The sequence below is a fragment of the Achromobacter sp. NPDC008082 genome (assembly GCF_042957345.1).
In the GTDB taxonomy this organism is placed as follows: domain Bacteria; phylum Pseudomonadota; class Gammaproteobacteria; order Burkholderiales; family Burkholderiaceae_B; genus Achromobacter; species Achromobacter kerstersii_A.
In genome coordinates, this window is the sequence record NZ_JBIBIB010000001.1 from 401,284 (window position 1) to 426,383 (window position 25,100).

Consider the following 25,100-nt stretch of genomic DNA (forward strand, 5'->3'; position numbering starts at 1 on the left):
GTTCGCCGGTATTCGCTGCCGGCGATGGGGCCGGGTGGGCGGATGACGGCTTGGCGAACGGCAGGGGATATAAGGAAAAGGTTTCACTGGAACAAAAATACTGTCTTTTCCTTATCGTCCGCCATCCGTATATTCATCCAGTCAGGGCGGTTACAGCGTCCGGGTTCACGGACCGGCCGCCCGGAAAAACGGACATCAAGGGGAAAACATGTCTATCGCCATTGCCGCCGCGCCCGGCCGGCAGGATCTGCATTCAAGCGCCATGCGCCGGCGCGTGATCGCCGGCACCACTATTGGCAACGCGCTGGAGTTCTTTGACTTCACCGTCTTCACGTTCCTGATGCTGGTGATCGGGCCGCTGTTCTTTCCGGCTGCGTCAGCCTACGGGCAGTTGCTGCTTACCACCGCCACGTTCGGCGTGGGCTTTCTGATGCGGCCCGTTGGCGGCATGCTGATTGGTTCCTATGCCGACCGCCATGGCCGCCGCGCCGCCATGACATTGACGTTGTGGCTGATGGGGCTGGGCTGTGCGTTGATTGCGGCCGCGCCCACCTACGCCCAGATGGGCGTCGCCGGCCCCGTGCTGATGGTGCTGGCGCGGCTGATTCAGGGCTTCGCCGCGGGTGGCGAGGTCGGCGCGTCCACCACGCTGCTGGTGGAGCACGCGCCCGCGGACAAGCGCGGGTTTTATTCCAGCTGGCAGTTCGGCAGCCAGTCGCTGGGCGTGATGCTGGGCGCGCTGACGGTGGCGCTGCTGACGGCGGCGCTCAGCAAGGAGCAGATGCAGGCCTGGGGCTGGCGCGTGCCGTTCGTGATCGGCATCCTGACCGTGCCGGTGGGCGCGTACATTCGCCGCAACCTGGAAGAGACGCTGGAGCCTGCGAACACCTTCACATCCTCTCAGAATGCCCAAACCGCGCACAGCTCGCACACCCCGCACAGCTCGCACACCCCGCACAGCTCGCATACATCGCACAGCTCGCAAACCCCGCTCACCTCGAAGCCCTCGCCAGCCGCGTCGCAGCATCAGCCGCTGCGTTTGGTCTTTGCCGAACACAAGGCGCAAATCGTCAAAGGCATTTTGCTGGTGATCGGCGGCATGGTGTGCGCGCAAATCATTGGCTTCTACATGCCGGCCTATGCCAATAAGGAATTGGGCCTGCCCGCCACCTCCACGCTGTTCGCCAGCGTGGTGCTGGGCGCAATCGGCTTTGTCATCGCGCCGTTTGTCGGCATGCTGGCCGATCGCGTGGGGCGCAAGAAGGTCATCTTCTGGTCGCGCGCCGCCACGGTGTGCGCCTTGCTGCCGTGCTTTCAATGGCTGGTGTCCGCACCCAGCACCGAACGGCTGATGACGGTGATTGCGCTGCTGGCCATTTTGCTGGCGCTACAGACCGCGCCGGTGATCACGATGTTGCCCGAACTCTTTCCCAAGGCCGTGCGCACGACGGGGATGTCGGTCGTGTATGGTCTGGGCATCTCGGTCTTTGGCGGCTTCGCCCAGTTCTTCGTGACCTGGCTGCTGCACGTCACCGGCAATCCCATGGCGCCTGCCTGGTACTTGATGGTGACGGTGACGCTTTCCACCGTGGTGCTGTTCTGGATTCAGGACCGCACCGGCCACGTCATCGATACGCAGGAGCCATGATGCCCAGCAGCACGAGTTACTTCCCCCGCAGCTACGCCGAGTCCCGCGACCGCTTCCTGGCCGACGCCGCGCGCCTGGGCGCCGCCGTTGCGTCCTATCCCATTTCGGATGTGGGCAGCGAGGGCGAAGCGCTGGCCACCGACGTGGCGCTGCTGGGCGCGCCGGACGCGCAACGCCTGCTGATCATGACGTCGGCGACGCACGGCGTGGAAGGGTTCTGCGGCGCGGGCTGCCAGTTTTCGCTGATGGATGACGCCGCCATGATCAAGCGCGCCACGCAAGCGGGCGTGGCGTTGCTGCTGGTGCACGCGGTGAACCCGTATGGCTTCTCGTGGATGGCGCGCACCGATGAAGGCAACGTCGACCTGAACCGCAACGCCCAGCCCTTTGACGGCACGCCGCTGCCCGTCAACCCGGGCTATGCCGCGTTGCATCCGCTGCTGCTGCCCGCAGAATGGCCGCCATCGGAAAGCAACCAGCGCGACATTGCCCGCTACGTGGCCGAGCACGGGCAACCTGCCTTCGCGCAGGCCGTGTCGCGCGGCCAGTACACGCACGCTGACGGCTTGTTCTACGGCGGCGCGCGCCCGGCGGCGTCGCTGTTGAACCTGCGCCGCATCCTGGAAACGCACGCCAGCCGCTACGCGCACATCGGCTGGATCGACGTGCACACGGGGCTGGGTCCGCGCGGCCACGGTGAAAAAATCTACGCCGGGCGGCGTAATGATGCGGAAGTGGCGCGCGCGCGGCAGTGGTGGGGCGCGGATATTGCGGTGCCGTATCAGGGCAGCTCGGCGTCGGTGGACATCACCGGGCATCTGGCCGGCTTGATCTATCAAGCGTGCCCCGATTCTTCGCCCACGCTGATGGCGCTGGAATACGGCACGGTGCCGTTCGATGACATCGTGCTGGCGCTGCGCGGGCGCAACTGGCTGCGGGCCAATCCCGATGCGCCGCCCGCATTGCGCCGCGACATCCTGCAAGCCACGCAAGACGCGTTCTATTGCCACGCGTATGACTGGCACGGCATGGTGCTGGGGCAAAGCCGCGTTGCGGTATTGCAAGCCTTGTGCGGCTTGGAAGCCGCGCGGTAAGCCGGGCAGGCGGGCATTGCAGCAACCCGAATCATTACACCGGGTTGCACCTCATCAGGCTATTGCACTGCGGTAGGTTGCACCTCTTTTTTCGGAATTTCAGGGATTACCCGCGAGTTGCAAAGCGCGTGGGTTATCCCTAGTTGAGTCGAGCAGCAACCCATCGATATGCTTTGGTTAACCAAGTGAACCGAAGAGTTCCAGGAGGAGTTTCACACCGAGCCGGCACCTCGCTGACAAGGAATCTGGATTTGCATAGCGCGCCTCCTTTGGACCCGGCCGTTGCGGCCACCCGGGTTACGCCCATCCGCGTGATCCCGTGGGCAACGTGGCTGCACCGGGTCTTCGTCGTCCTGATGTATGCGTTCATGCTCTGCCCCATCGTGCTGGTGGTTTGGCTGAGCTTCTTCAAGGACGCCATTCTCTACTTTCCCCCGTCCGGCTACACGCTGTCCTGGTACGTGAAAGCGTGGCAGAACCCCGCGTTCGCCAATGGCTTTCTGTTCAGCCTGCAAGTGTCGCTGGTGGCCGCCGGCATTGGCGTCGTCATGGGCGTGCTGGCCGCGGTCGGCATTGCGCGCTATCGCTTCCAGGGCAGCAAGGGCGTCAACACCTTGCTGCTGTCGCCGCTGCTGATTCCCGGCATCGTCGCGGGCGTGGGCATCTATCTCTTTTACCTGCGCGCCGAAGAGGTGCTGGACCAAGACATCATCGGCACGTTCGGCGGGCTGGTCATTGCGCACGTCTGCTTGACGATACCCTGGACCGTGCGGCTGGTCACGGCCGGCATGGCCGGGCTGGACGGCTCCATCGAGGAAGCCGCGCGCAACCTGGGCGCAAGCGCGCCGGTCGCGTTCATGCGTGTGACGCTGCCCATGCTGCGCCCGTCGATTGTGGCCGCGGCGCTGTTCAGTTTCGTGGTGTCGTTCGAAAACCTTGAGCTGTCGCTATCGCTGGTGGGACCGGGCCGCACCACGCTGCCGATCGCCATCATGCAGTACCTGGAATTCAATCTGGACCCGACCATCGCTTCGGTGGCATCGGTGCAAATCTTGCTGTTGGGGATCATCATGCTTGTGACCGACCGCTATGTGAAACTCAGTCAGGTGGTGTAAGAAATGGCGAAGGTCTCAATCGAGAATATCCGCAAGCAATTCGGCTCGGCGGTGGCGGTGTCCGACTTTTCGCTGGAGATCGCCGAAGGCGAGCTGGTGACGTTCCTGGGCCCCAGCGGCTGCGGCAAGACCACCACGCTGCGCATGATTGCCGGCTTCATCACCCCCACCGCAGGCCGCATCCGCATCGGCGACACCGACGTCACCCGGCTGCCCGTGCACAAGCGCGATACCGGCATGGTGTTCCAGCGCTACGCGCTGTTTCCGCACATGACGGTGGCCGAGAACGTGGCCTTCGGGCTGGAAATGCACAAGGTGCCCAAGGCCGACCGCGACGCCAAGATCCGCCGCGTGCTGGACATGGTGCGCATGACCGAGCTGCGTGACCGCTATCCCCGCCAGTTGTCTGGCGGCCAGCAGCAGCGCGTGGCGATTGCGCGCGCGTTGGCCATCGAACCCAAAGTCTTTTTGCTGGACGAGCCCTTGTCCAACCTGGACGCCAAGCTGCGGCTGGAAGTGCGCGAAGAGATTCGATCCTTGCAGCAGCGTCTGGGCCTGACCACCGTGTTCGTCACGCACGACCAGGAAGAAGCGCTGGCCATTGCCGACCGCATGGCCATCATGCATGACGGCATCGTGCAGCAGGTGGGCGCACCCGCCACGCTGTACGAGCGCCCCGCCAATCTTTTCGTGGCCGACTTCCTGGGCAAGATGAACGTCTTCACGGGCCGGGGCCAGGCCGACAACCAGTTCCACACCGACGCGGGGCAGCGCATCACCACGCCGGGCGGCGCGGGCGCGACGCACGTGGGCGTGCGGCCGGAACGCGTGCGGCTCGCCGAGCAGCCCGCGGGCGGCAACGCCTTGGCGGGCGTGGTGGAATCGTCGTTGTATCTGGGGTCGGTGCTGGAAGTGCGCGTGCAGCTCGAAGGCGGCAACCGCATGATCAGCCAGATCGTCAATGGTGGCGCAAGCCGCGCGCAACCGGCGCCGGGCGCGCGCGTGTACGCGTGCTTCGAGCCCGAAGACTGCGTGGCCTTCACGCAATAGGAGCCGCCATGACGACTGCAACACAAGACGGGCGGCCCAGCCGTTGGTTGGGGCCGGGGCTGGCGTTTCCGGCGTCGCTGGTGGTGCTGGTGATCATCCTGGTTCCCATCCTGCAACTGGCGCGCTACAGCTTCAATCATTTCGATCCGGCGGAGCTGATGCAAACCGCCTTCACCTTCGAGAACTACGCCAAGTTTTTCGGCGACCCGTACTACCGCGACATCTTCTTCACAACGCTCTGGGTGGCCGCGCTGTGCACCGTGCTGGCGCTGGTGCTGGGCTTTCCGGTGGCGTACTTCCTGGCGCGCACGCAAAGCAAATACAAGAGCCTGTTCGTGATTCTGCTGGTGTTCCCGCTGATGGTGGGCAACGTGGTGCGCGCGGCGGGCTGGATGGTGGCGCTGGGCAACGCGGGCGTGGTGAACGCGGTGTTGCTGGGGCTGGGGCTGGTCGATAAACCCATCACGCTGATGTACACGCCCACAGCGGTTGTCATCGGCACCACCGCCGTCGTCATGCCCTACCTGATCCTTACCTTGCAAAGCGTGCTGGAAGGCATGGACTTATCGGTCGAGGAAGCCGCCCGCAACGTGGGCGCGAATTTCTTCACGACGTTTCGCCGCATTGTGCTGCCCATTGCCGCGCCGGGCGTGGCGGCGGGCACGATGCTGGTGTTCATCTTGTGCATGAACGCCTACGCCACGCCCGTGCTGCTGGGCGGCTCCGGCCTGACGATGATGGCGCCCGCGCTCTATGACCAGATCACGCGCGCGTCGAACTGGCCATTTGGCGCGGCGCTGGCCGTCATTCTGGTGTGCGGCACGCTGGTCATTGCACTGATCTCGAATTGGCTGATTCATCGGCGCTACATCAAGACCATGGCGTCTTGATCCTGGCTCCCCTAACAAGGAAATTCCATGGCATCCGTATTGTTCAAGAACGCGAACCTGCTTGATCCCTTGCAGGCCGACCTGCTGGAAGGCCACCATGTGCTGGTCGAGGACGGCGTCATCAAGGAAGTGTCAGACACGCCGATTACCAGCGCGTCGGCGCAGGTGATCGACGCCGCGGGCCGCACGCTCATGCCCGGCCTGATCGACCTGCACGTGCACGTGCTGGCCACGCAGCTGAACCTGAGCACGCAGGGCGTGCTGCCTGATGCGCTGGTGATGATGCGCGCCGTGCCCATCATGGCGGCGATGCTGCGCCGCGGCTTCACCACCGTGCGTGATGCGGGCGGCGCGGGCTGGGGCCTGAAGTGCGCCGTCAACGAAGGCACGGTGAAGGGGCCGCGCCTGTTCATTTCGGGCCGCGCCATCAGCCAGACGGGCGGCCATGGCGACCCGCGTCCGCGTTCCGACCATCTGCGTCCGATGAGCTTCTGCGGCTGCTGCTTCCGCGCGGGCGACATCGGCCGTGTGGCCGACGGCATCGACGACGTGCGCAAGGCCGTGCGCCAGGAACTGCAAATGGGCGCGGACCAGATCAAGATGATGGCCTCGGGGGGTGTGGCGTCGCCCACCGACCCCATCGCGTCCTACGGCTATTCGGAAGAAGAAATCCGCGTCATCGTCGAAGAAGCCGCCAGCCGCCAGACGTATGTGATGGCGCACTCCTACACCGCCGACGCCATCGAACGCGCCATTCGCAACGGCGTGCGCACGATTGAACACGGCAACCTGGTGGATGAACGCGTGGCGCGCTTCATGGCCGAGAAGGGCGCGTTTGTTGTGCCCACGCTGGTCACCTACGAAGCGCTGGCCAACGAAGGCGCCGACTACGGCCTGCCGCCGGACTCGGTTGCGAAGATTGCCACCGTGCGCACCGCGGGCCTGCATTCGCTTGAAATCTACAAGAAAGCGGGCGTGAAGATCGGCTATGGCTCGGATCTGCTCGGCCCGTCGCAGCGCCTGCAAAGCGATGAATTCCGCATACGCAACGAAGTCTTGTCCGCGCAGGAAGTCATTCAGTGCGCCACCACCACCGCGGCCGAAGTGCTGAACCAGGTCGGCCAGCTTGGCCGCATTCAGCCGGGCGCGTTGGCGGACGTGCTGCTGGTGGATGGCAACCCGTACCGCGACCTGTCTTGCCTGCTGGGGCAGGGCGAGCATCTGGCGCTGATCATGAAGGGCGGCGTCATTGAACATAACGGTCTGGGGGTGTAAGCGCCATGAGCGATCCCACGTTTTCACAATCGGAAGTCGGTGAGGAATCCCGCGACGTCAACGCCGCCAAGGGATGGCATCCGCCGACGGCGCCGGTGTCGCGCGACCGCGGGCTGGGGCCGTTTCCCCGGCTGATCCTGCGCGGGGCGACAATCATCGATGGCACGGGCGCGCCGCCTTGGGGGCCGGTCGACATCGTGATTGAAAACGACCGCATCACCGCGCTGGTCAACGTGGGCACGCCGCACAAGGCCATCGACCCCAAACGCCGCCCGGGTCCGGGCGACCACGAAATTGATTGCCACGGCAAGTTCGTCACCCCCGGTTTTGTGGATGCGCACGCGCACATCGGCACGCCGTATCACGCCATGAGCGGCATCGTGCCGCCCGCTGACTACATCTACAAACTGTGGCTGGCGCACGGGGTGACCACGGTGCGCGAGATGGGCGCGATGGGCGGGCTGGGCTGGACGATGGAGCAGCGCGAGCTATCCGCCGCCAACAAGATCGCCGCGCCGCGCATGATCGTGCATTCCGTCTTTCCGGCCGTGAACGACCGCGTGAAAACCATCCACACACCGGAGCAGGGCCGCGAATGGGTGCGCAAGCTGGCTGCGCGTGGTGCGGACGGCATCAAGTTCTTTGGCGCGCCGCCCGCCATCATGGAAGCCGCGCTGGACGAAGCCGCGCAACTGGGTTTGCGCTCGGGCTGCCACCACGCGCAGATGGCCGTCACCCGCGTGAACGCGTTGAAGTCCGCGCGCTGGGGGCTGACCAGTTCCGAACACTATTACGGCCTGCCCGAAGCGCTATTCGAAGACCGCGTGGTGCAGTCGTTTCCCACTGACTACAACTACAGCGACGAGTACTACCGCTTCGCCGTGGCCGGGCAGACCTTCATGCAGGCCGCCCAACCGGGCTCGGCCAAGTGGCGCCAGGTCATGGACCAATTCCTTGAACTCGGCCACACGTTCGTGCCTACCTTCAACATCTACGACGCCAACCGCGACCTGATGCGCGCGCGCCGCGCTGACTGGCACGACGACTACACGTGGAAGGCGGTGTGGAAGTACTTCCAGCCGCAGCGCGGCGGGCACGGCGCGTACTGGTATCGCTGGAGCACCACCAACGAGATCGAGTGGAAGCAGAACTACCGGCTGTGGATGCAGTTCATCAACGAATACAAGAATCTTGGCGGCCGCGTATGCGCCGGCAGCGATTCCGGTTTCATCTTCCAGATCTACGGCTTCGGCTTTGTGCGCGAGCTGGAACTGCTGCAAGAGGCCGGCTTCCACCCCATTGAAGTGCTGCGCGCCGCCACGTCGCAAAGCGCGGCGTTGCTGGGCATCGATGACGACACCGGCTCCATCGACGTGCTAAAGCGCGCCGACCTGCTGATTCACGATCAAAATCCGTTGACCGATTTCAAGCTGCTGTTCGGCACCGGCGCCATGCGTCTGAACGACGACACGGCCAAGGTGGAATGGCAGCGCTGCCTGCGCACCACCATCAAGTCTGGCGTGGTGTACGACACCGCCGAACTGCTGGCGGACGTGCGCAAGATGGTCAAGGACAGCTGGGCGGAAGACCCCGATGGCGAGCGTCCTCCCGTGGGTGGGTCACCGAGTGGGGCAACTGGTGGGGCAACTGGTGGTTCGCTTCGCGGTTCACCCGCCGGTTCACCCTGCGACAGCGCCGGCGAGGCCGTTTGATATGGCTGTCGATCTATTCCTCTTGTGCGGTTTTCTGGGCAGCGGCAAGACCACGCTGCTGGTGGATTACCTGCGCGACCCCGCCTCGCGCGATACGGGGGTGATCGTCAACGAGGCGGGCGAAATCGGCGTGGACGGCGCCATCGTCGCCAATGACAGCGACAACGTGCCGATGACGCTGATGGCCAATGGCTGCGTGTGCTGCTCGTTGCGCAGCGATCTGGTCTACACCCTGAGCGCCTTGCTGGACGCACCGCGCCCCGAAGGCGCGGGGCCGTTGCAGCGTGTGGTTCTGGAATGCAGCGGCTTGTCGCGGCCCGGCCCCATCATTGCGTCGCTGGCCGACCCTGAATTGGCCAGCCGGGGCCTGCGGCTGACGGTCGTCTGCACCGATGATTGCGCGCGCGATCCTGACGCGCTGGCCGAGATGGATGAAGCCATGGCGCAGTTCGGCGCGGCGCATCGCATTGTGCTGACGAAAACCGATCTGTTGCCGGCGTCCCTGCTTCACGCCCGCGCCGAGCGCGCCGCCGCGTTGAACCCGTTGGCGCTGGTCATTGCCGACCCCGACCGCCGCCAGGCCGTGCAAGCGGCATTCGCGCCGTCGCAAGGCGTGGCGGACCTGGCGGGGTTGGCCGCGCGCATGCTGATTGCGGGTGGTGCTGGGGGTGGCGCCGGGGGTGGTGCCATTAAAAACGCTGCGCGCACCGCCGCGCACCCCCGCATCCGCGTCATGGCCGCACGCGCCCGCGAGGGTATCAGCTGGACAGATTTTTCCGAGTGGCTGGATAACCTGGCGGGCTTGTGCGGCGAACGCCTTTTGCGGGTGAAAGCGGTCGTGCGCGTGACCGAATGCGCCGAGCCCATTTTGATCCAGTCGGTGGGCACCACCTTCAGCGCGCCGCAGCGGCTGACGCGTCAACCCGATGCGCGCGACGCCATCATCGTCATCGCGCGCGATATCGACGTGGACGACATCCGCGCGTCCGCACCCGACGCGCCAGTCGAGATGTTGGCCTGAATTTATTTAAAAACCCGGGCGCGCGGCGGGCACAGCCGCCCGCGCACCCGCACCGTAGCAAGTCGTCAGTCCCCTTCGATACGAGGTTGTTATGCAAGAGAAAAACCTGACTCGCCGTGGCTTCATCAAGACCGCCTCCGGCCTGGCGCTGGCACCCGCGCTGGGCTGGGTGCCGGGCATGGCGCACGCCGCTGAAAAAGAACTCGTCGTGGGCACGTGGGGCGGCGATTACCAAAACCTGCTGCAACAGATCATCAACCCCATCGTCGAGAAACAGGGCGTGAAGGTGGTGTACGACACCGGCAACGCGGTCGGCCGTGTGACCAAGCTGCGCGCTGAGAAGAACTCGCGTCGCGGCAGCATGGACGTGGCGCTGCTGGGCGAAGTCGACATGTACGACGCCGAACGCTCCGGCACGCTGGAACCCATCGACGTAAAGAAGTTGCCGAATCTGGCGCACGCCATTGCCGCGCTGAAAACGCCGTACTCGATTCCGCACATCTTCAGCGCGATGACGCTGGTCTACAACACCGAAAAATTCCCCACGCCGCCGGATTCGCTGGAAGTGCTGCTGGACCCGAAATGGAAGGGTCAGGTGGGCTTCTCCGACATTCTGTACCTGTACAACGCCGTCTTCGTCGGCCTGGGCGCGGGCGGCGACACCAAGACGTTTGATGGCGGCAAGCGCTTCCTGGCCAAGCTCAAGCCCAACGCGCCGCGCATCTATCCGTCCAACGAGGCGGTGGCGTCCGCCTTCAAATCCGGCGAAATCGCCATCGCCTGCATGTGGAAAGCCCGCGCCCTGCAATGGAAAGACAGCGGCCTGCCGCTGGGCTTTGTGATCCCGAAGGAAGGCTCGGTGCCGGTGTCGTTCGAATCGGGCGTGGCGAAGAACAGCCGCAACAAGGACGCGGCGTGGGAATACCTGAACGCCATGCTCGACCCGCAAGGCCAGATCGGCTTTGCCGAAAAAATGGGCTACGCGCCGACGGTCACCAACGCCACGCTGCCGGAAAACTTAAAGCGCGTGGGCTTCACCGACGCCGAAGTGAAGCTGCTGCATGCCTACGATCTAAAGGGCCTGACCGAAGGCAAAGCCGACATGCTGGAATTCTGGAACAAGGAATTCAAGGCGGGTTGAGGCGGGGGGGGCCGGCGCGTCCGGCCCTACGCCGCGCCTATCAGCCGCGGCGCGCCGCCTCGATCTTCGCGACGTCGATCTTGCCCATCGTCATCATGGCTTCGAAGACGCGCTTGGCGGCCGCGCGGTCGGCGCCCGTGTACGCCTCGGTCAACACACGCGGCGTGATCTGCCACGACAGGCCCCACTTATCCTTGCACCAGCCGCACTCGCTTTCCTGGCCGCCATTTTCGACGATGGCGTTCCACAAGCGGTCGGTCTCCGCCTGGTCGTCAGTGGCGACCTGAAATGAAAACGACTCGTTGTGCTGAAACGCCGGGCCGCCATTCAGGCCCAGGCACGGTATACCCATTACGGTGAATTGCACCGTCAGCACTTCACCTTCCTTGCCTGAAGGGTAGTCGGACGGCGCTTGGTGAACCGCGTCCACGGAGCTATCGGGGAACGTCTTCGCGTAAAACTGCGCGGCCTCCAGCGCGGTGCCATCGAACCAAAGGCAGATCGTATTCTTGGGAATCATTGGGGGTCTCCTGTTGTGGGTTACCCGCCATCGCTGACGCCCGAACAACCGGCGCAAATTGCGGGAACGGGTTTTCGTATTGCTCAGAATACCCGCATCATTTCGCTAATTCGGCGTCGCCAAAGCTCGGTTTCAAATGTCACGTTTTTGCCAAAAGCCGATTGCGTTGATGATGAAATGTTATATCATTCGTCAGCTATTTGTAATGATATAACATCCGAGAGAACGTAGATGAAAGGCAAGAAGCTGGGGTTCAAGAAGGGAAGCCGCAACGCGACGGGCGGCCGCAAGCCGCGCGGGGGCAGTCTGAAACCGCTGGTCTGCTCGTTGATGCTGATTGCGCCGGTGGCGCAGGCCGAGTCCGAAACCGATCCGCAACGGGCGAAGACGCTGGCGCCCATTACCGTGTCCGCCAATCCCTTGGGGTTGGACTTGAACAGCACCACGCTGCCCGCTTCCGTGTTGGAAGGCGATGCGCTGATTGAGCAGCGCACCGGCACGCTGGGTGAAACGCTGAAGAATTTGCCGGGCGTGAATAGCGACACGTTTGGCGGCGGCGCGAGCCGTCCGGTGATCCGGGGCCAAAGTGCGCCGCGTGTGAAGGTGCTGTCTGATGGGTCTGAGGTGATGGACGCCTCCAGCATTTCCCCTGATCACGCGGTAACCGTCGAACCGCTGCTTGCCGAGCGCATTGAAGTGCTGCGTGGCCCCGCGACCTTGCTCTACGGCGGCGGCGCAATTGGTGGCGTGGTCAACGTGGTGGACAAGAAGATTCCGACCGCTGTGCCAGAAAAGGGCATCGAGGCCGAAGCCGAGTTGCGCGGCGCGACGGGTACCAAGGAACGTTCCGGCGCGGTCGGCATCACGGCGGGGGAAGGCCAGTTCGCCGTGCGCGTCGAAGGCATGAAGCGCCGCACCAGCGATTACGACGTGCCCGATTGGCCGGGCGGCAAGCTTGAAGGGTCGTACAGCGAATCCACGCAGGGCTCCGTCGGCATGTCGTGGATCACCCCGCGCGGTTACGTCGGCCTGGCGTTCACGCATCTGGAAAGCAAATACGGCTTGCCGGGACACAACCACGAATACGAAGGCTGCCACCCGCACGGCACGCACCTGCATTGCGGCGGCCACGACGACCACGACCACGACCACGACCACGACCACGACCACGAAGAAGCAGGCCATGACCACGATCATGATCATGAACACGGCGGCGTGCCGTACGTGAAGCTGCGCAGCAACCGCCTGGATCTGCGCGCCGAATATCAAGACCCGTTCGCCGGCTTTGAAAAGATACGCGTGCGCGGCGGTCTGACCGACTATCAGCACGACGAGATTGAAGGCGGCCAAGTCGGCACGCGCTTCAAGAACAAAGGCTACGACTTGCGCGTGGAATTGCAGCACAAGCCGATTGCCGGCTGGCGCGGCGTGGTGGGTTTGCAAAACGCCTATAGCGATTTTCGCGCCGAAGGCGAAGAGGCCTTTTTGCCGCGCAGCCGCACGCGTTCGAACGGCTTGTTCGTGCTTGAGGAATATCAGCTGAACGACTGGCGCTTTGAAGTGGGCGCGCGTCAGGACTGGCAGCGCATTTCGCCGGAAGGCGGCGCGCCGCGCAGCAGCTTGTCTGGCACGTCCTTGTCGGCCGCGGCCATTTGGGACTTCGCCCCGCAGTACTCGGTGGCGCTGTCGCTGTCGCGTTCGCAACGTCTGCCCAACGCGCAAGAGCTTTACGCTGACGGCGTGCACCTGGCCACCAATACCTACGAGCTCGGCAACGCCGACCTGGGCCGCGAAACGTCGCACAACATCGACCTGACCTTGCGCAAGCATTCGGGCGACACCACGTTCTCGGCCAGCGTGTTCCACAACCGCGTGAAGAACTACATCTACGCCAATACGCTGGACCGCTACGAAGACTTCCGCCTGATCGAATACACGCAGCGCGACGCAGAATTCACGGGCGTGGAAGGCGAGCTGCGCCACCAGTTCACGCCGGTGTTCTCGGCCGCCGTGTTCGGCGACTACGTGCGCGGCAAGCTGACGGGCGGCGACGGCAACCTGCCGCGCATTCCGGCAGCGCGCGCAGGGGTGCGCGGGAATGTGAAATGGGATCAGTGGTCGGGCGGCGTGGAATACGCGCGCGTGTTCTCGCAAAAAGACATCGCGTCGTATGAAGACAGCACACCGGGCTACAACCTGGTCAACGCCGTCGTCGCCTACCGCGGCCGCTACAACGAGACGGGCTACGAAGTCTATCTGCGCGGCGCCAACCTGCTGAACAAACTGGCCTACAACCACGCCTCGTTTATCTCGTCGGTGGCGCCGCTGCCCGGCCGCAGCGTGATGTTGGGCGTGCGGCTGACGTATTAAAAAGGGCAAGGGCGTCACGTCAAGACGCCCGCCTGCAAACACCGCGCCGGGGCCTGATGCCCCGGCGTTTGTTTGTTGCGCCGCGCCATGAGCCTGGACCGCGCGGCGGTGTGCTAAGTTGCCGGGATGCCGCCCGGTACGGAGCCCCGCCATGCTGAAATTCGCCGCCAATCTGTCGATGATGTATCAGGAACACGCGTTCCTGGACCGCTATGCCGCCGCCGCCTCTGACGGCTATACCGGTGTGGAATGCATGTTCCCGTATGAGGAGCCCGCCGCCTTCGTGCGCGAACGCATGGACGCGGCCGGCGTGTCGCAGGTGCTGTTCAACGCGCCGCCCGGCGTGGCAAGACAGGGGGATCGCGGGCTGGCCGCCTTGCCGGGGCGGCAGTCGGAATTTCGCGCGGGCATTGAGCAGGCGCTGGCTTACGCCACCACGCTGTCTTGCTCGAACGTGCATGTGATGGCGGGTATCGCGCCCGCAGAGGCCTCGCGCCAGACCTTGCTGGATTGCTATTACGAGAACCTGGACTGGGCCGCGCGCCAGGCGCGGTCGGTGGGCGTCACCCTGTTGATCGAACCCATCAACACCCGCGACATCCCCGGATATTTTCTGAACCGTCAGGACGATGCGCATGCGATTGTGCAGGCGGTGAACGCGTCCAATCTGAAAGTGCAGATGGACCTTTATCATTGCCAGATCGTCGAGGGCGACGTCACCACCAAGCTGCGGGAATATTTGCCGACCGGCCGCGTGGGGCATTTGCAGATTGCGGGCGTGCCGCTGCGTCAGGAACCGGATCGCGGCGAACTTGATTACGGCTGGATTTTCAACGTGCTGCGCGAGCTGGAATATGCCGGTTGGATCGGCTGCGAATACCGGCCGGCCGGCGCCACCTCGGCCGGCTTGCGATGGCTGAACGCCGCGCGCGCCTGATGCAGTTCATCAAACAATAAGTCCAGGAAATCTGACATGACCCGAAGTTTGTTGCCGCGCGTTGCGGCGTTTGCGCCATCTTGTGCGTTGTTCAGTGCGTTGTTCAGTGCGTTGTTTCGTGCGGTGTTTCGTGTGATGCCCCGTGCGTTGTCCCGTGCGCTGCCCCTTGCGTTGTCCCGCGCCTTGATGGCCGTTGCGTTGACAGGCGCAGCCGCTGCCGCGTGCGCGGCGGAGTATCCCGACCACCCCATCCGTTGGCTGGTGCCGTTCAGTGCGGGCGGCGGCAGCGATATTGCCACCCGCATCGTCGCCAAGCATGTGGGCGAATCGCTGGGGCAGCCGATCGTCGTTGAAAACCGCCCCGGTGCGGCCACCATCGTCGCCGCCCAGGAAACCGCGCGCGCCGCGCCCGACGGCTACACGCTGATGACGGCGGGCATGAGCACGCTGGCGCTGAACCCGTGGCTGTACAAGCAGCTGCCGTACGCGGCGGGCCGCGATTTCACGCCGGTCTCGACGCTGGTGTCGTTGCCGATTGTGCTGGTGACGTCTCCCGGTTCCGGCCTGGACGATATGCCGGCCGTCATGGCGTATCTGCGCCGCGCGCAGCCAGGCAGTTATGCGTCGCTGGGCGTGGGCAGCCCGCATCATCTGGCGATGGAATTGTTCCTGGAATCCATAGGCGGGCGCGCCACCGCGATTCCGTACAAGGGCACGCCGCCCGCGTTGCAGGACGTGGCGTCGGGGGTGGTGCCGCTGATGATGGCCGACTTGGCCGCCGCGCGTCCGTTGATTCAGGCGGGCAAGCTGCGTGCGATTGCGGTGCCTGCCGCAAAGCGCTCGGCGCAGTTACCCGACGTGCCGACGTTTGCCGAAGCGGGTGGGCATACGTTCGAGGCTGCGGCTTGGCAAGCCGTCGTGGCGCCGGCGGGTACGCCCGCACCCATCGTCGACAAGCTCAGCCGCGCGATTGTCGCCGCGTTGAAGTCGCCCGACGTGGTCAAGCAGCTGACCCTGCAAGGCATGGAGCCCACGGGCAGCACGCCACGGGAATTCGCGGCGTTCACGCGCGAGGAATACGAGCGCTGGGGCGCGGTGATCCGCCATAAGGGCATATCGGCGGAGTAAGCGCCAAGCGGGGGCCGCAGGCGGCGTTGGTGCGATATCCAGACACGCGACCCAGACGTGCGACCAAGACGTGCGATCCAGACGCGTGACCCAGACGCTTGCCCCAGACGCGCGACCCAGACACGCGACCCAGACGCCTAGTCCCGCGCGGCAGCGCGCTGCTTCCCTGATTGCGCCGCCGCCCGCTTCTTCCCACGCTGCGCTGTCGCCGCGCAACCCGCCGACGCAATGATGATGCCGCAGATGGCCAGCCATTGCGTCTGGCTCAGATGTTCGTTCAACACGACGACGCCGGCCAGCGCGCCCATGGCAGGTTCCATGCTGAGCAGCACGCCAAACGTCTTTTGCGGCAAGCGCCGCAACGCCACCATTTCCAGCGAGTACGGCAGCGCGCTGGACAGGATGCCCACGCCGATGCCGGCCAGAATCAGCTTCGGGTCCAGCAAGGCCATGCCCGCATGCGCCGCGCCCACGGGCAGCGCGACCATGGCGGCCGCCAGCAGGCCCAGCGATGTGGCCTGGCCGCCGTGCACATTGCCGGCCATCTTGCCGAAGATGATGTACAGCGCCCAGCACACCGCCGCCGCCAACGCATAGGCAATGCCGGTGGGGTCCAGGTCATGGACCGATTGGCCGGTGGGAATCAGCAGCACCAGGCCGGCCAGCGCACAGGCGATCCAGACGAAGTCGATTGCGCGCCGCGATAAGACCACCGCCAAGGTCAGCGGGCCGGTGAATTCGATGGCGATGGCCACCCCCAGCGGCAGCGTTTGCAACGCCATATAGAACAGCAGATTCATGCACGCCAGCGTCACCCCGTACAGCGCGATCTTGCCGGCGTTTTGACGGGTCAGCGGAAAACGCCACGGGCGCCAGAACGCAATCAGGATGATGGCGCCGATGACAATGCGATACGCCGTCGTGCCTTGCGCTCCCACTTCGGGAAACAGCGACTTGGCAAACGACGTGCCGATGCACAAAGACGCCATCGCGCCGATCAGCGACAGCGTGGGGAGCAGGGTGGAGGCCGAGGCGTTTTGCCCGGAGTTCAAGGTGGCGGCGGTCATGGAAGCGGGGTGAAGCTCAAAACGTTGGGGCGGAGCAAATATCAAAAGGGCGTTGCCCAGGCATCACGGGATGGGGTTCGCGGCCGTGGAGTAAAGCACATACAGCGCCAGGCCGAGCATGATGGCGCCAAGCAAGCCTTGCTGCATCCGCAAGAACCACGGATTGCGCCCGACCCACCCCCGGATGCGCGACGCGCCGTAGGCAAAGCAACTGCCATAGGGCAGGCTCAGCACCTTCATGGTGACGCCCAGCACCAGCATCTGAATCCATACCGGCCCGTTATCCGGCGTGGTGAACTGCGGCAGGAAGGCGATCATGAACAGCAGCACCTTCGGGTTCAGCAGGTTCGTCATGAAGCCTTGCCAGAAGGCGTCGCGCGCATCGCCAGGGCGTGCCGACAACGACACGTCGGCCGACTGCGCGCAGCGGATGATGGCTTTCACGCCCAGGTAACCCAGATACAAGCCGCCCGCCGCCTTGATGCCCACGAACAGCGTCGGAAAGGCTTGCAGCACCGACGCCAGCCCCAGCACCACGGCTGGCACCTGGATGAAACCGGCCGCCACGTTGCCCAGCACGCTGTGGAATGCAGGGCGGAACCCTTGGGTCATGCCCCGCGATAGCGTCAGCGCCATGTCGGGGCCGGGCGTGAGTTTAAGCGCCGCGTCGGCGGCGAGGAAAAGCAGGAACAACTGAAGTGAGGGCATTGCGGGATACGGCTGGAAATCCCGCAGCGCGGGGGGTGGGTTCCCAGTGTAAGCAAGCGGCTTGATGAATTCCTGCGTCCGGAGGGGGCGAAATGAAGTTTCCCGTCGAAATGGGGCCGGGTTGCGTCGCCGTCAGGATTAGAATCTGCTCCTGCTTCCCCTGCGTTCCGAGACCCTCATGGAACTAGACGACTTCGACCTTCAAATCTTGCAAAGCCTGCAAGAAGACAACCAGCGCACCAGCCAGGACGTTGCCCAGCGCGTGAACCTGTCGCCGGTATCGTGCCTGCGCCGCATGAAGCGGCTGCGTGAAGCCAAGGTGGTGACGGCCGACGTGTCGGTCGTGGACCCGGCCGCGGTGGGGCGCGGCATCATGATGGTGGTGCTGGTGTCGCTGGAAAGCGAGCGCGCCGACAAGCTGGATCTCTTCAAGCGCGCCATGCAGGGCGCGCCGGAAATCATGCAGTGCCTGTCGGTCACGGGCGAAGTGGATTTTGTGCTGACCCTGACCATGGCCGACATGGCGGAATACGAAGTCTTCGCGCAGCGCCACTTCTGGGGCAACCCCAACGTCAAACGGTTTTCGACGCTGGTCGTGATGAACCGGGTGAAGAACGGGTTGACGGTGCCGGTGTCGGTTTAACCCTTGCCGGCATCGCCCGCGCAGCCGCTACATCGGTTTCAGCCCTAGCGTCTGGATCATTTCCTGATACTTGGCCACCTGCGCCACGGCGTAGGCATCGGCATCCTGCTGGCTCATCGGTTGCAGCAGCAAGCGTCCTTCGGCTTCCATGCGCGTGCGCAGCTCGGGCTGCTCCAGCGCATAGCCGACGGCGCGGCGCAGCGTGTCCACTTCGGGCGCGGGCGTGTCCTGGCGCACGTAGTAGCCGCCCGCAATCGTGTAGACGAAATCAGGAATGGTCTTGCTGCGCGAGATGAGCGGCAGCTTTGCCAGCGGGGCGGGCAGCGTATCGGAGAAGCTGGTCAGGATTTTCAGCTGCCCTTGCGCCGCCATGCCTTCCATGGCCTGCTGGTATGGCAGCACGGCGAAATCCACCTGACGCCCGATCAGGTCTTGCAGCGCGGGCGCTGCGCCCCGGTACGGCACGTGCAGAAATTCCGCGCCGACGCGGCGGCCCAGGTACTCGGTCATGATGTGGTACAGCGAGCCCACGCCCACGCTGCCGAACGTCAGCGGCTTGGCGCCCGGGCGCTTGGCGTAGGCGATGAACGCGTCGACGTCGTCCACCGGCAGGTCGGCGCGCGCGAGCAGCACGATGGTGGCCTCGCTGATCGGTTGCGTCAGCCGGAAGTCTTCGGGCTTGTAATGCGCAGCCGCATTCAGAAAGGGGCTCAAGATGATTTCATTGGCGGAACCATGCAGAAACGTGTAGCCGTCAGGGGCGCTGGTCAAGACGCGCCGCGCGCCCAGCATGCCCGCGCCGCCGCCCACGTTTTCCACCACGACCTGTTGCTTGAGCGCATGGGCGATGTGTACGCCGAACTGCCGCGCGGACGCGTCGCTGGCGCCGCCGGCCGGATAGGGCACGATCAGGCTCAGGGGCTTTTTTGTCGGGTAGTCCGCGGCGTGCGCCAGCGACGCGGCGGTGAATGCGGAAACGCATAACACGCCTAGCGCGGCGGCCCGGGCGAGGAGGGGCGGTAGGGTCCAACGCATGCTGCTTCTCCCTTGTCATTGCTGTTGTGAAGCAGCCGGATATCGTGGCTGCTGCATGCAGTCTAGGCAGCGGCGTTTGCCCGCATCAATGACGCGGCGCAGGTTGGATCATTGTGAAAACCGCAACGATGGATGCGCCAAATCCACCCCAAGCCCCTGCACCCTCCATCAACCCTGATCACGCGCGCCGGGATTCCAGCGCGGGAAATGCCTTCAGGATATGGCGCAGCATGCTGGCGGTGGCGGGCGGCAGATGGCGGCCCGCCAGGCTGATCACATGCGTGCGGCTGTTGTTCAGGATGGGGTTGGCCAGCGGCAGCGACACCATCTGGCGAAACTGCGCACCCTTTAACGGCATCGACAACGGGTTCACCACATAGCCCAGGCCCTGGCTGGCGAATTCCCACAGGATCTTGAACGAGTTTGTCAGCAGCGCGGGCTTGAGCTTGACGTTCTCATCCAGCTCGGCGGCCTGGATGTGCTGGCGCACGCCGAACGATTCGTCCATCGCGGCCCAGCCGTAAGGCGCCAGATCCGACAGGCGCAAGGCCCGGCGGGAGCGCGCCAGCGGATGGTCTTTGTGGACATGCACGCGCATGGGCGCGGGGCGCGAATAATGCGAACGCAGCCGCACGTCGTTAGGCGGCTGGAACGCCAGGGCGATCTGCGCGCGTTCCTCGACGATGCACCGCACGGTTTCATTGGTGCCAGCCACGTGGATGCTGTAGGTGATGTCCGGGTGCTTGCGCACGAATGTCAGCAGCACGGGTTCCAGCAGCATGTCGACAAAGCCTTCGCCCAGCGCCAGCTCCACATGGCCGCGCGTGGCGCTTTTCAAGTTGTTCACCTCGGCCTGGAACGACTCGTTCAGATCTTGCTGGCGGCGCGCGAACAGCGCCACCAGCCGCCCCGCATCCGTGGGCACCACGCCGCGCCCACGGCGTTCCAAAAGCGTCAGCCCGGTGTCCGCCTCCAGGCGGGCGATGGCGCGGCTGATGGCGGAGGGGTCGGTGTTCAGCTGATCGGCGGCGGCGCGCAAGGTGCCGGTCTCGATCACTTGCAGCAGGCACAAGGTGCGCTTGAATTCCAGGACATCGTCCATGACGGGGTTCCTTGCCGGGTCGTGGCGTGGGATTGAATCGTTGCAAAAACCGCATCGATAAGGCGTGATCATTGCTATCGGCTTTGTACCCGCGGCTGTCTATAGTCGATAGGCGTATTTCCCCCAAGCCCGCCCTACGGAGACACCGCCATGGCCATCGTCGAATCGCCCGTCAGCCCGGAATTGCTGCGCCTTATGCGCGAATGGCGTCGCGACCTGCACGCCCATCCCGAGACCGCCTTCTGTGAATTTCGCACCGCCGACGTGGTGGCGCGCGAGCTGGAACGGGTAGGCGCCACGGTGCATCGCGGCTTGGGACGCACCGGCGTGGTCGGCACGCTGACGCGCGGCAACGGGCCGGTGATTGGATTGCGCGCCGACATGGACGCGCTCGACATGCAGGAATTGGGCGATGCGTCGCACCGCTCAACCATCCCCGGCAAGATGCATGGCTGCGGCCACGATGGCCATACCGCCATGCTGCTGGGCGCGGCCCGTCACCTTGCGGCCGATCCGCAGTGGCGCGGCACCTTGCACCTGATCTTCCAGCCCGCCGAAGAACACGCGGGCGGAGGGCTCGCCATGGTGCGGGACGGGCTGTTTGATCAGTTCCCGTGCGAGGCCGTGTTCGCGCTACATAACTCGCCCAATCTGCCATTCGGCACGGTGTCCACGCGCGTGGGCACGGTGATGGCCAACTGCGACACCTATGAAATCAACGTCACCGGCAAGGGTTGCCACGCCGCCCAGCCCGAGCACGGCGTGGACCCCATCGTGGCGGCGGCGCAGCTTGTGTTGGCGATGCAGACCATCGTCAGCCGCAACGTGAAACCGACCGATTCGTTGGCGTTGAGCCTGACGCAGATTCACGCGGGCGACACCTGGAACGTGGTGCCTAACAGTGTGATGTTGCGCGGCAGCTGCCGCACGTTGACCGCCGCCACGCGCGACCTGGCCGAGCGCCGCTTGCGCGAGGTGTGCGCGGGGGTGGCGTTGACGTCGGGCGCCGCCATCGACGTGCAGGTGTTTCGCGGCTATCCGGCATGCGTCAACACGCAAGCCGAGGTGGCGCTGGCCGCTCGCGCCGCCGCGCGCGTGGTGGGTGAAGACAAGGTGGATACGGCTTGCACGCCGCGCATGGGGTCGGAAGATTTCGCGTACATGCTGGAGCAGCGTCCGGGCGCTTATGTGTTCATTGGCGCGGCGCGTCCGGGGCAAGACAACCCGCCTGTGCATAACCCGTACTACGACTTCAATGACGATATCTTGCCGTTGGGCGCGCACTACTGGGTAGAGCTGGTGAAGATGGCGATGCCGGTCTAACGCGCCTGAGCGTCGGAATCGGATAAGTTGGGACCGGGTTCGCCGGTTCTGCGTCCGGCGCCTAGCGCGGCGCTGGCTTTATCGGACACCGACCGTAGATGCAAATCGCGCTGCGGAAACGGGATCTCGATGCCGGCTTCGCGCAGCGCGTCGTACATGCGCGTCATGAGGTCGCTGCGGATGTCGATCCAGCGGTCGAAGTCGTAAGTCCAGGCGCGGATGCTGAAGTCCAGCGTGCTGGCGCCAAAGCCCATGAATAGCACGGTGGGCGCGGGTTCCGTCACCACCCCCGGCGTCTGGCGGGCGACGGGGTCCAGCAGTTCAATGACCCGGCGCGGTTCAGTGCCATAGGCCAGCCCGATGCTGACTTCAATGCGGCGGCTGCGGTCCAGCATCGTCCAGTTCGTCAGTTTTTCCGATAACAGCGTGCCGTTGGGCACGATCACGTCGGCGCCTTCAAACGTCTTGATGCGCGTGGCGCGCATGCCGATGTCGCGCACTTGTCCTGATGTGCCGGCAATGTCGACCACATCGCCCGGCTGCACCGGCCGTTCGAACATCAGAATCAAGCCCGACACGAAGTTGTTCACCACGTTTTGCAGGCCGAACCCGATCCCTACGCCCAACGCGCCGAACACAATGGTGAGCTGGCTGGTCTGAAAGCCCGCCGCAGACAGCGCAATGCCCAGGCCCAGCAGCAGCACCAGGTAGTACGTCAGCGACGCGATGCTATTGCCCACGCCGCGCGGCAACGCCATGCGTGTCAGCACTTCATCGTGCAGGATCAAACGGATGGTGCGCGCGGCCCAGAATGCGATTACCACCGAGATCAGGAACACCAGAACGTTGCCCAGGCTGATCGAGATTTCGCCGACCGTCAGCGTGTAGGACAGCACCTCGGTCATGAACGCGTAGGTGGCCCGCAGGATGCGGAAGCGGTCCATGGCGTACACGGCCCAGCCCACGGCGGCGGCGGCGGTCAGCAGGCGGATCATCAACTGCACAAGCGGCGGCGCATGTTCGCGCGCCAGCCGGAAACGTGAAATGCCCTGGCGTGTCAGCAGCAGTTGCAGCAGCGTGATGATGACCGTGACGCCGGCGTACAGCACCAGCCCGAAGTAACCGCAGCCGATGACGGCGCTGGTCAGCATTTCGGCCAGCGATACGTTGCCGAACACGTTGGCTGCCAGGGACACGCACAGCACCGTGGCTGCGCCCCACGCAATGGCCCGCAGGATACTTGCCAGCCGCGCGGAGGCGGCGGGCGTGGTCTGGTGCCGGGTCCGGTGCAGCAGCCAAAGAATGGCGGCCAGCGCCAGCGCCGTCAGCGCCACCGTGGATAGGCGATAAAACGAGGTGTTGGCCAGGAATAGGAAACCCAGCCGCTCCGCCAGGAACAGCGCGGTGATCACGCGCGGCCATTCGTCCAGCTGCCGCCGCGCGGCGGGCGGCAGCAGGCGCAACACAGGCACGGCGGCCAGCACCAGCGCCACCTGCTGCACCATCAGTGGCGCATCCGGCTCCAGCGCCAGAACGCCCAGCATCGACAGCAGCAGCCAGGTGGATAGCGGGCGGCCCAGTACGCCCGCCGCCGTTTCGCTCATGACGCCTGCGCGTATCGCATCGCGGCTTTTTCTGGCTAGCCACAGCAGCAGCGGCAACAGCAGCACTTGCAGCACATGCAGCGCGCGCTGATTGCCGCTGTCCGCCGCGCCGTAGTCACGCGCGAAACGCAATTCGATGTCCAGCCCGGTACGCAGCAAGGCCAGGGTGCCTTCGCTGTCGTCCCGCGTCTTGCCCAGGTCCCACAGGGGCGGGGAGTCCACCCGCATCAGACGCGCATCAATATCGTTGATGGCATCGGCCACTTGGCGCTGGCCGGCCTTGATGCGTTCTTCGATGGCGTTGGCGCGTTGTTCAAGCTCGACCTGGCGGGATAGCGGCCCTGATAGCGCCTGGCCCGCCGCAGTCAGCTGCGCCAGGACGGCGTCCACGCGGTCGGCCAGCGCGGGTGGCAGGCTGGCGGCGGTGGGCGAGTCTTTGATGGCCTGCCACGCGGCATGGCGGCGGAACAGTTCGGCCGCGTCGGTGGCGTACCACGCCGTCGCTTGGCGCAGGTCGGCATGCCAGCGCGCCAGGCGGCGCGCGTCAAAGATCCAATGCCGCTCCAGGCTTTCCACGCGCATGATGGGCAGCGTGCGCAGTTGGGCCGGCTGGAATTCGTAGAGTTTTTCGTCCGCTGACTTGGCGATGGCGTCCAACGGGGGGCTGAGGGTGGCGCCTGGGTCCGTCGTGGCCACGCGCTGAAGCACGCCTTCCGCGTAGCGCAGGTCGGTGTCCGCCCGAAGCGGAATTTCCGCCATGGTGATGATGGCGGCGGTGGCAGGCGCGGGGGCGGCTGGGGGAGTGGGGGCCGGCGTGGCCTGCGCGCTGACGAGGCTAGGCAGGCACAGCATCCATCCGAACAAACCGTTGAGAATTCGTGCTCGGACGCGCATGTCGCGACTCCGTCAGGATGCTGCGAACCGGGGGTTTCCCACTCTAGCGCATCACCAGTCCGCCGTCCACGAACAGGACTTGCCCTGTCATGAAGCCGCTCCAGCCGGAGGCCAGGAACAGCACCGGCCCGGCGACGTCCTCGGGACGGGCGATGCGCCGCAGCGGGGTGGCGGCGATCAGCTGTTCGCGAAACGCTTCCTGCGTGCCGCCGCTGGCGTCGGTTGGGTAGACCAAACCCGGGGCCACGCAATTGACCCGGACGCCGTAGGGGCCAAGTTCCGCCGCCAGGTTGCGGCTGAACGCCACCAGCGCGGCCTTCGCGGTGGTGTAGTCGTGATACGGCACGACGGGATGCTCGACCAGGTTGCTGACGATGTTGACGATGCACCCTTGCGCGCGTTGCTTGAAGTGCGGCAGCGCGGCGCGGCAGACGTTGAACGCCGCGCCAACCGAGCCGTCGAATTGCGACTGGTACTGCCGCCACGACAGATCATCAAACGCGGTGCGCGTGCGCGGATCAAACGCGTAATGGCGCAGGGCGTTGTTGACGACGATATCCAGCCGGCCGGCGTCCTGCACAATGCCGTCAACCATGGCTTGTACGGCGTGCGCCGACCCCACGTCGGCCTGCACGGCCCAGGCGTCGCCGCCTGCGGCCACGCACTGCGCCACGACGGCGTTGGCGGCTTCGGCGTTGCTCAGGTAATTGACGACGACGGTGGCGCCTTCGCGCGCAAAGCTGCGCGCGATTTCCGCGCCGATGCCCCGGCTGGCGCCGGTTACCAGCGCGACCTTGCCTGCGAACTTCAGGGCGGCGGTCAT

General features: G+C 64.9%; 21 protein-coding genes. 14 read left to right on the forward strand and 7 right to left on the reverse strand.

Going from position 1 to position 25,100, the window contains the following annotated elements; translation table 11 throughout:
• Positions 1–208 precede the first annotated feature (208 nt).
• The 9 genes from ACFZAI_RS01860 (at position 209) to ACFZAI_RS01900 (ending at position 10,946) form a co-directional block, all read left to right on the forward strand.
• Positions 209–1,648 carry an MFS transporter gene (locus tag ACFZAI_RS01860; protein ID WP_391565320.1) on the forward strand — a complete coding sequence of 480 codons (1,440 nt, stop codon included), beginning with the start codon at positions 209–211 and terminating at the stop codon, positions 1,646–1,648.
• Positions 1,645–2,742 carry a M14 family metallopeptidase gene (locus ACFZAI_RS01865; protein WP_391565321.1) on the forward strand — a complete coding sequence of 366 codons (1,098 nt, stop codon included), beginning with the start codon at positions 1,645–1,647 and terminating at the stop codon, positions 2,740–2,742. Before ACFZAI_RS01860 ends, ACFZAI_RS01865 begins: the two co-directional genes overlap by 4 nt.
• Positions 2,743–2,993: 251 nt before the next feature.
• Positions 2,994–3,857 (forward strand): ABC transporter permease, encoded by an 864-nt coding sequence (locus tag ACFZAI_RS01870; RefSeq protein WP_391565322.1) that lies wholly within the window; start codon positions 2,994–2,996, stop codon positions 3,855–3,857.
• A 3-nt stretch (positions 3,858–3,860) separates the two neighbouring features.
• Positions 3,861–4,907 (forward strand): ABC transporter ATP-binding protein, encoded by a 1,047-nt coding sequence (locus ACFZAI_RS01875; RefSeq protein ID WP_391565323.1) that lies wholly within the window; start codon positions 3,861–3,863, stop codon positions 4,905–4,907.
• 8 nt (positions 4,908–4,915) lie between these two features.
• Entirely contained in the window at positions 4,916–5,797 is an 882-nt protein-coding gene (locus tag ACFZAI_RS01880; protein WP_054426973.1) for an ABC transporter permease, read from the forward strand.
• Positions 5,798–5,824: 27 nt separating this feature from the next.
• A complete protein-coding gene (locus ACFZAI_RS01885) occupies positions 5,825–7,072 on the forward strand; it encodes an amidohydrolase family protein (protein WP_391565324.1) in 1,248 nt (415 codons plus the stop codon).
• 5 nt (positions 7,073–7,077) lie between these two features.
• Positions 7,078–8,784: an amidohydrolase family protein gene (locus ACFZAI_RS01890; RefSeq protein WP_391565325.1), complete on the forward strand. Its 1,707-nt coding sequence runs from the start codon at positions 7,078–7,080 to the stop codon at positions 8,782–8,784.
• A gap of 1 nt (position 8,785) precedes the next feature.
• Positions 8,786–9,805 carry a CobW family GTP-binding protein gene (locus tag ACFZAI_RS01895; RefSeq protein ID WP_391565326.1) on the forward strand — a complete coding sequence of 340 codons (1,020 nt, stop codon included), beginning with the start codon at positions 8,786–8,788 and terminating at the stop codon, positions 9,803–9,805.
• Positions 9,806–9,896: 91 nt separating this feature from the next.
• Positions 9,897–10,946: an ABC transporter substrate-binding protein gene (locus ACFZAI_RS01900; RefSeq protein WP_391565327.1), complete on the forward strand. Its 1,050-nt coding sequence runs from the start codon at positions 9,897–9,899 to the stop codon at positions 10,944–10,946.
• A 40-nt stretch (positions 10,947–10,986) separates the two neighbouring features.
• Here ACFZAI_RS01900 and ACFZAI_RS01905 read toward each other — a convergent pair whose 3' ends face one another.
• Positions 10,987–11,466 (reverse strand): VOC family protein, encoded by a 480-nt coding sequence (locus ACFZAI_RS01905; protein ID WP_391565328.1) that lies wholly within the window; start codon positions 11,464–11,466, stop codon positions 10,987–10,989.
• 330 nt (positions 11,467–11,796) lie between these two features.
• Between ACFZAI_RS01905 and ACFZAI_RS01910 the strand changes: the two genes are divergently transcribed.
• The 3 genes from ACFZAI_RS01910 (at position 11,797) to ACFZAI_RS01920 (ending at position 15,901) form a co-directional block, all read left to right on the forward strand.
• Positions 11,797–13,836, forward strand: a complete 2,040-nt coding sequence (locus ACFZAI_RS01910; protein WP_391566245.1) for a TonB-dependent receptor domain-containing protein — start codon at positions 11,797–11,799, stop codon at positions 13,834–13,836.
• Between the two features lie 151 nt (positions 13,837–13,987).
• Positions 13,988–14,773, forward strand: a complete 786-nt coding sequence (otnI, locus tag ACFZAI_RS01915) for a 2-oxo-tetronate isomerase (protein WP_391565329.1) — start codon at positions 13,988–13,990, stop codon at positions 14,771–14,773.
• A 36-nt stretch (positions 14,774–14,809) separates the two neighbouring features.
• Positions 14,810–15,901 carry a Bug family tripartite tricarboxylate transporter substrate binding protein gene (locus tag ACFZAI_RS01920; RefSeq protein WP_391565330.1) on the forward strand — a complete coding sequence of 364 codons (1,092 nt, stop codon included), beginning with the start codon at positions 14,810–14,812 and terminating at the stop codon, positions 15,899–15,901.
• A 137-nt stretch (positions 15,902–16,038) separates the two neighbouring features.
• Here ACFZAI_RS01920 and ACFZAI_RS01925 read toward each other — a convergent pair whose 3' ends face one another.
• Positions 16,039–16,968, reverse strand: a complete 930-nt coding sequence (locus tag ACFZAI_RS01925; protein ID WP_391565331.1) for an EamA family transporter — start codon at positions 16,966–16,968, stop codon at positions 16,039–16,041.
• A gap of 63 nt (positions 16,969–17,031) precedes the next feature.
• Positions 17,032–17,676, reverse strand: a complete 645-nt coding sequence (locus ACFZAI_RS01930; RefSeq protein ID WP_082387239.1) for a LysE family translocator — start codon at positions 17,674–17,676, stop codon at positions 17,032–17,034.
• Between the two features lie 178 nt (positions 17,677–17,854).
• On the opposite strand from ACFZAI_RS01930, the gene ACFZAI_RS01935 reads away from it, so the two are divergent.
• Positions 17,855–18,319, forward strand: a complete 465-nt coding sequence (locus ACFZAI_RS01935; RefSeq protein WP_391565332.1) for an Lrp/AsnC family transcriptional regulator — start codon at positions 17,855–17,857, stop codon at positions 18,317–18,319.
• Positions 18,320–18,346: 27 nt separating this feature from the next.
• Here ACFZAI_RS01935 and ACFZAI_RS01940 read toward each other — a convergent pair whose 3' ends face one another.
• Both ACFZAI_RS01940 and ACFZAI_RS01945 read right to left on the reverse strand, forming a co-directional pair.
• Entirely contained in the window at positions 18,347–19,354 is a 1,008-nt protein-coding gene (locus ACFZAI_RS01940) for a Bug family tripartite tricarboxylate transporter substrate binding protein (RefSeq protein WP_391565333.1), read from the reverse strand.
• A 178-nt stretch (positions 19,355–19,532) separates the two neighbouring features.
• Entirely contained in the window at positions 19,533–20,456 is a 924-nt protein-coding gene (locus tag ACFZAI_RS01945) for a LysR family transcriptional regulator (protein WP_391565334.1), read from the reverse strand.
• Between the two features lie 150 nt (positions 20,457–20,606).
• Between ACFZAI_RS01945 and ACFZAI_RS01950 the strand changes: the two genes are divergently transcribed.
• Positions 20,607–21,779, forward strand: a complete 1,173-nt coding sequence (locus ACFZAI_RS01950; RefSeq protein WP_391565335.1) for a M20 aminoacylase family protein — start codon at positions 20,607–20,609, stop codon at positions 21,777–21,779.
• Here ACFZAI_RS01950 and ACFZAI_RS01955 read toward each other — a convergent pair.
• Together ACFZAI_RS01955 and ACFZAI_RS01960 are read right to left on the reverse strand one after the other, a co-directional pair.
• The gene (locus ACFZAI_RS01955; RefSeq protein ID WP_391565336.1) at positions 21,776–24,277 is read right to left on the reverse strand and encodes a mechanosensitive ion channel domain-containing protein; all 2,502 of its coding nucleotides are present in this window, start codon (positions 24,275–24,277) and stop codon (positions 21,776–21,778) included. The two genes, ACFZAI_RS01950 and ACFZAI_RS01955, sit on opposite strands and share 4 nt — an antisense overlap.
• Positions 24,278–24,320: 43 nt before the next feature.
• A complete protein-coding gene (locus ACFZAI_RS01960) occupies positions 24,321–25,100 on the reverse strand; it encodes an SDR family oxidoreductase (RefSeq protein WP_391565337.1) in 780 nt (259 codons plus the stop codon).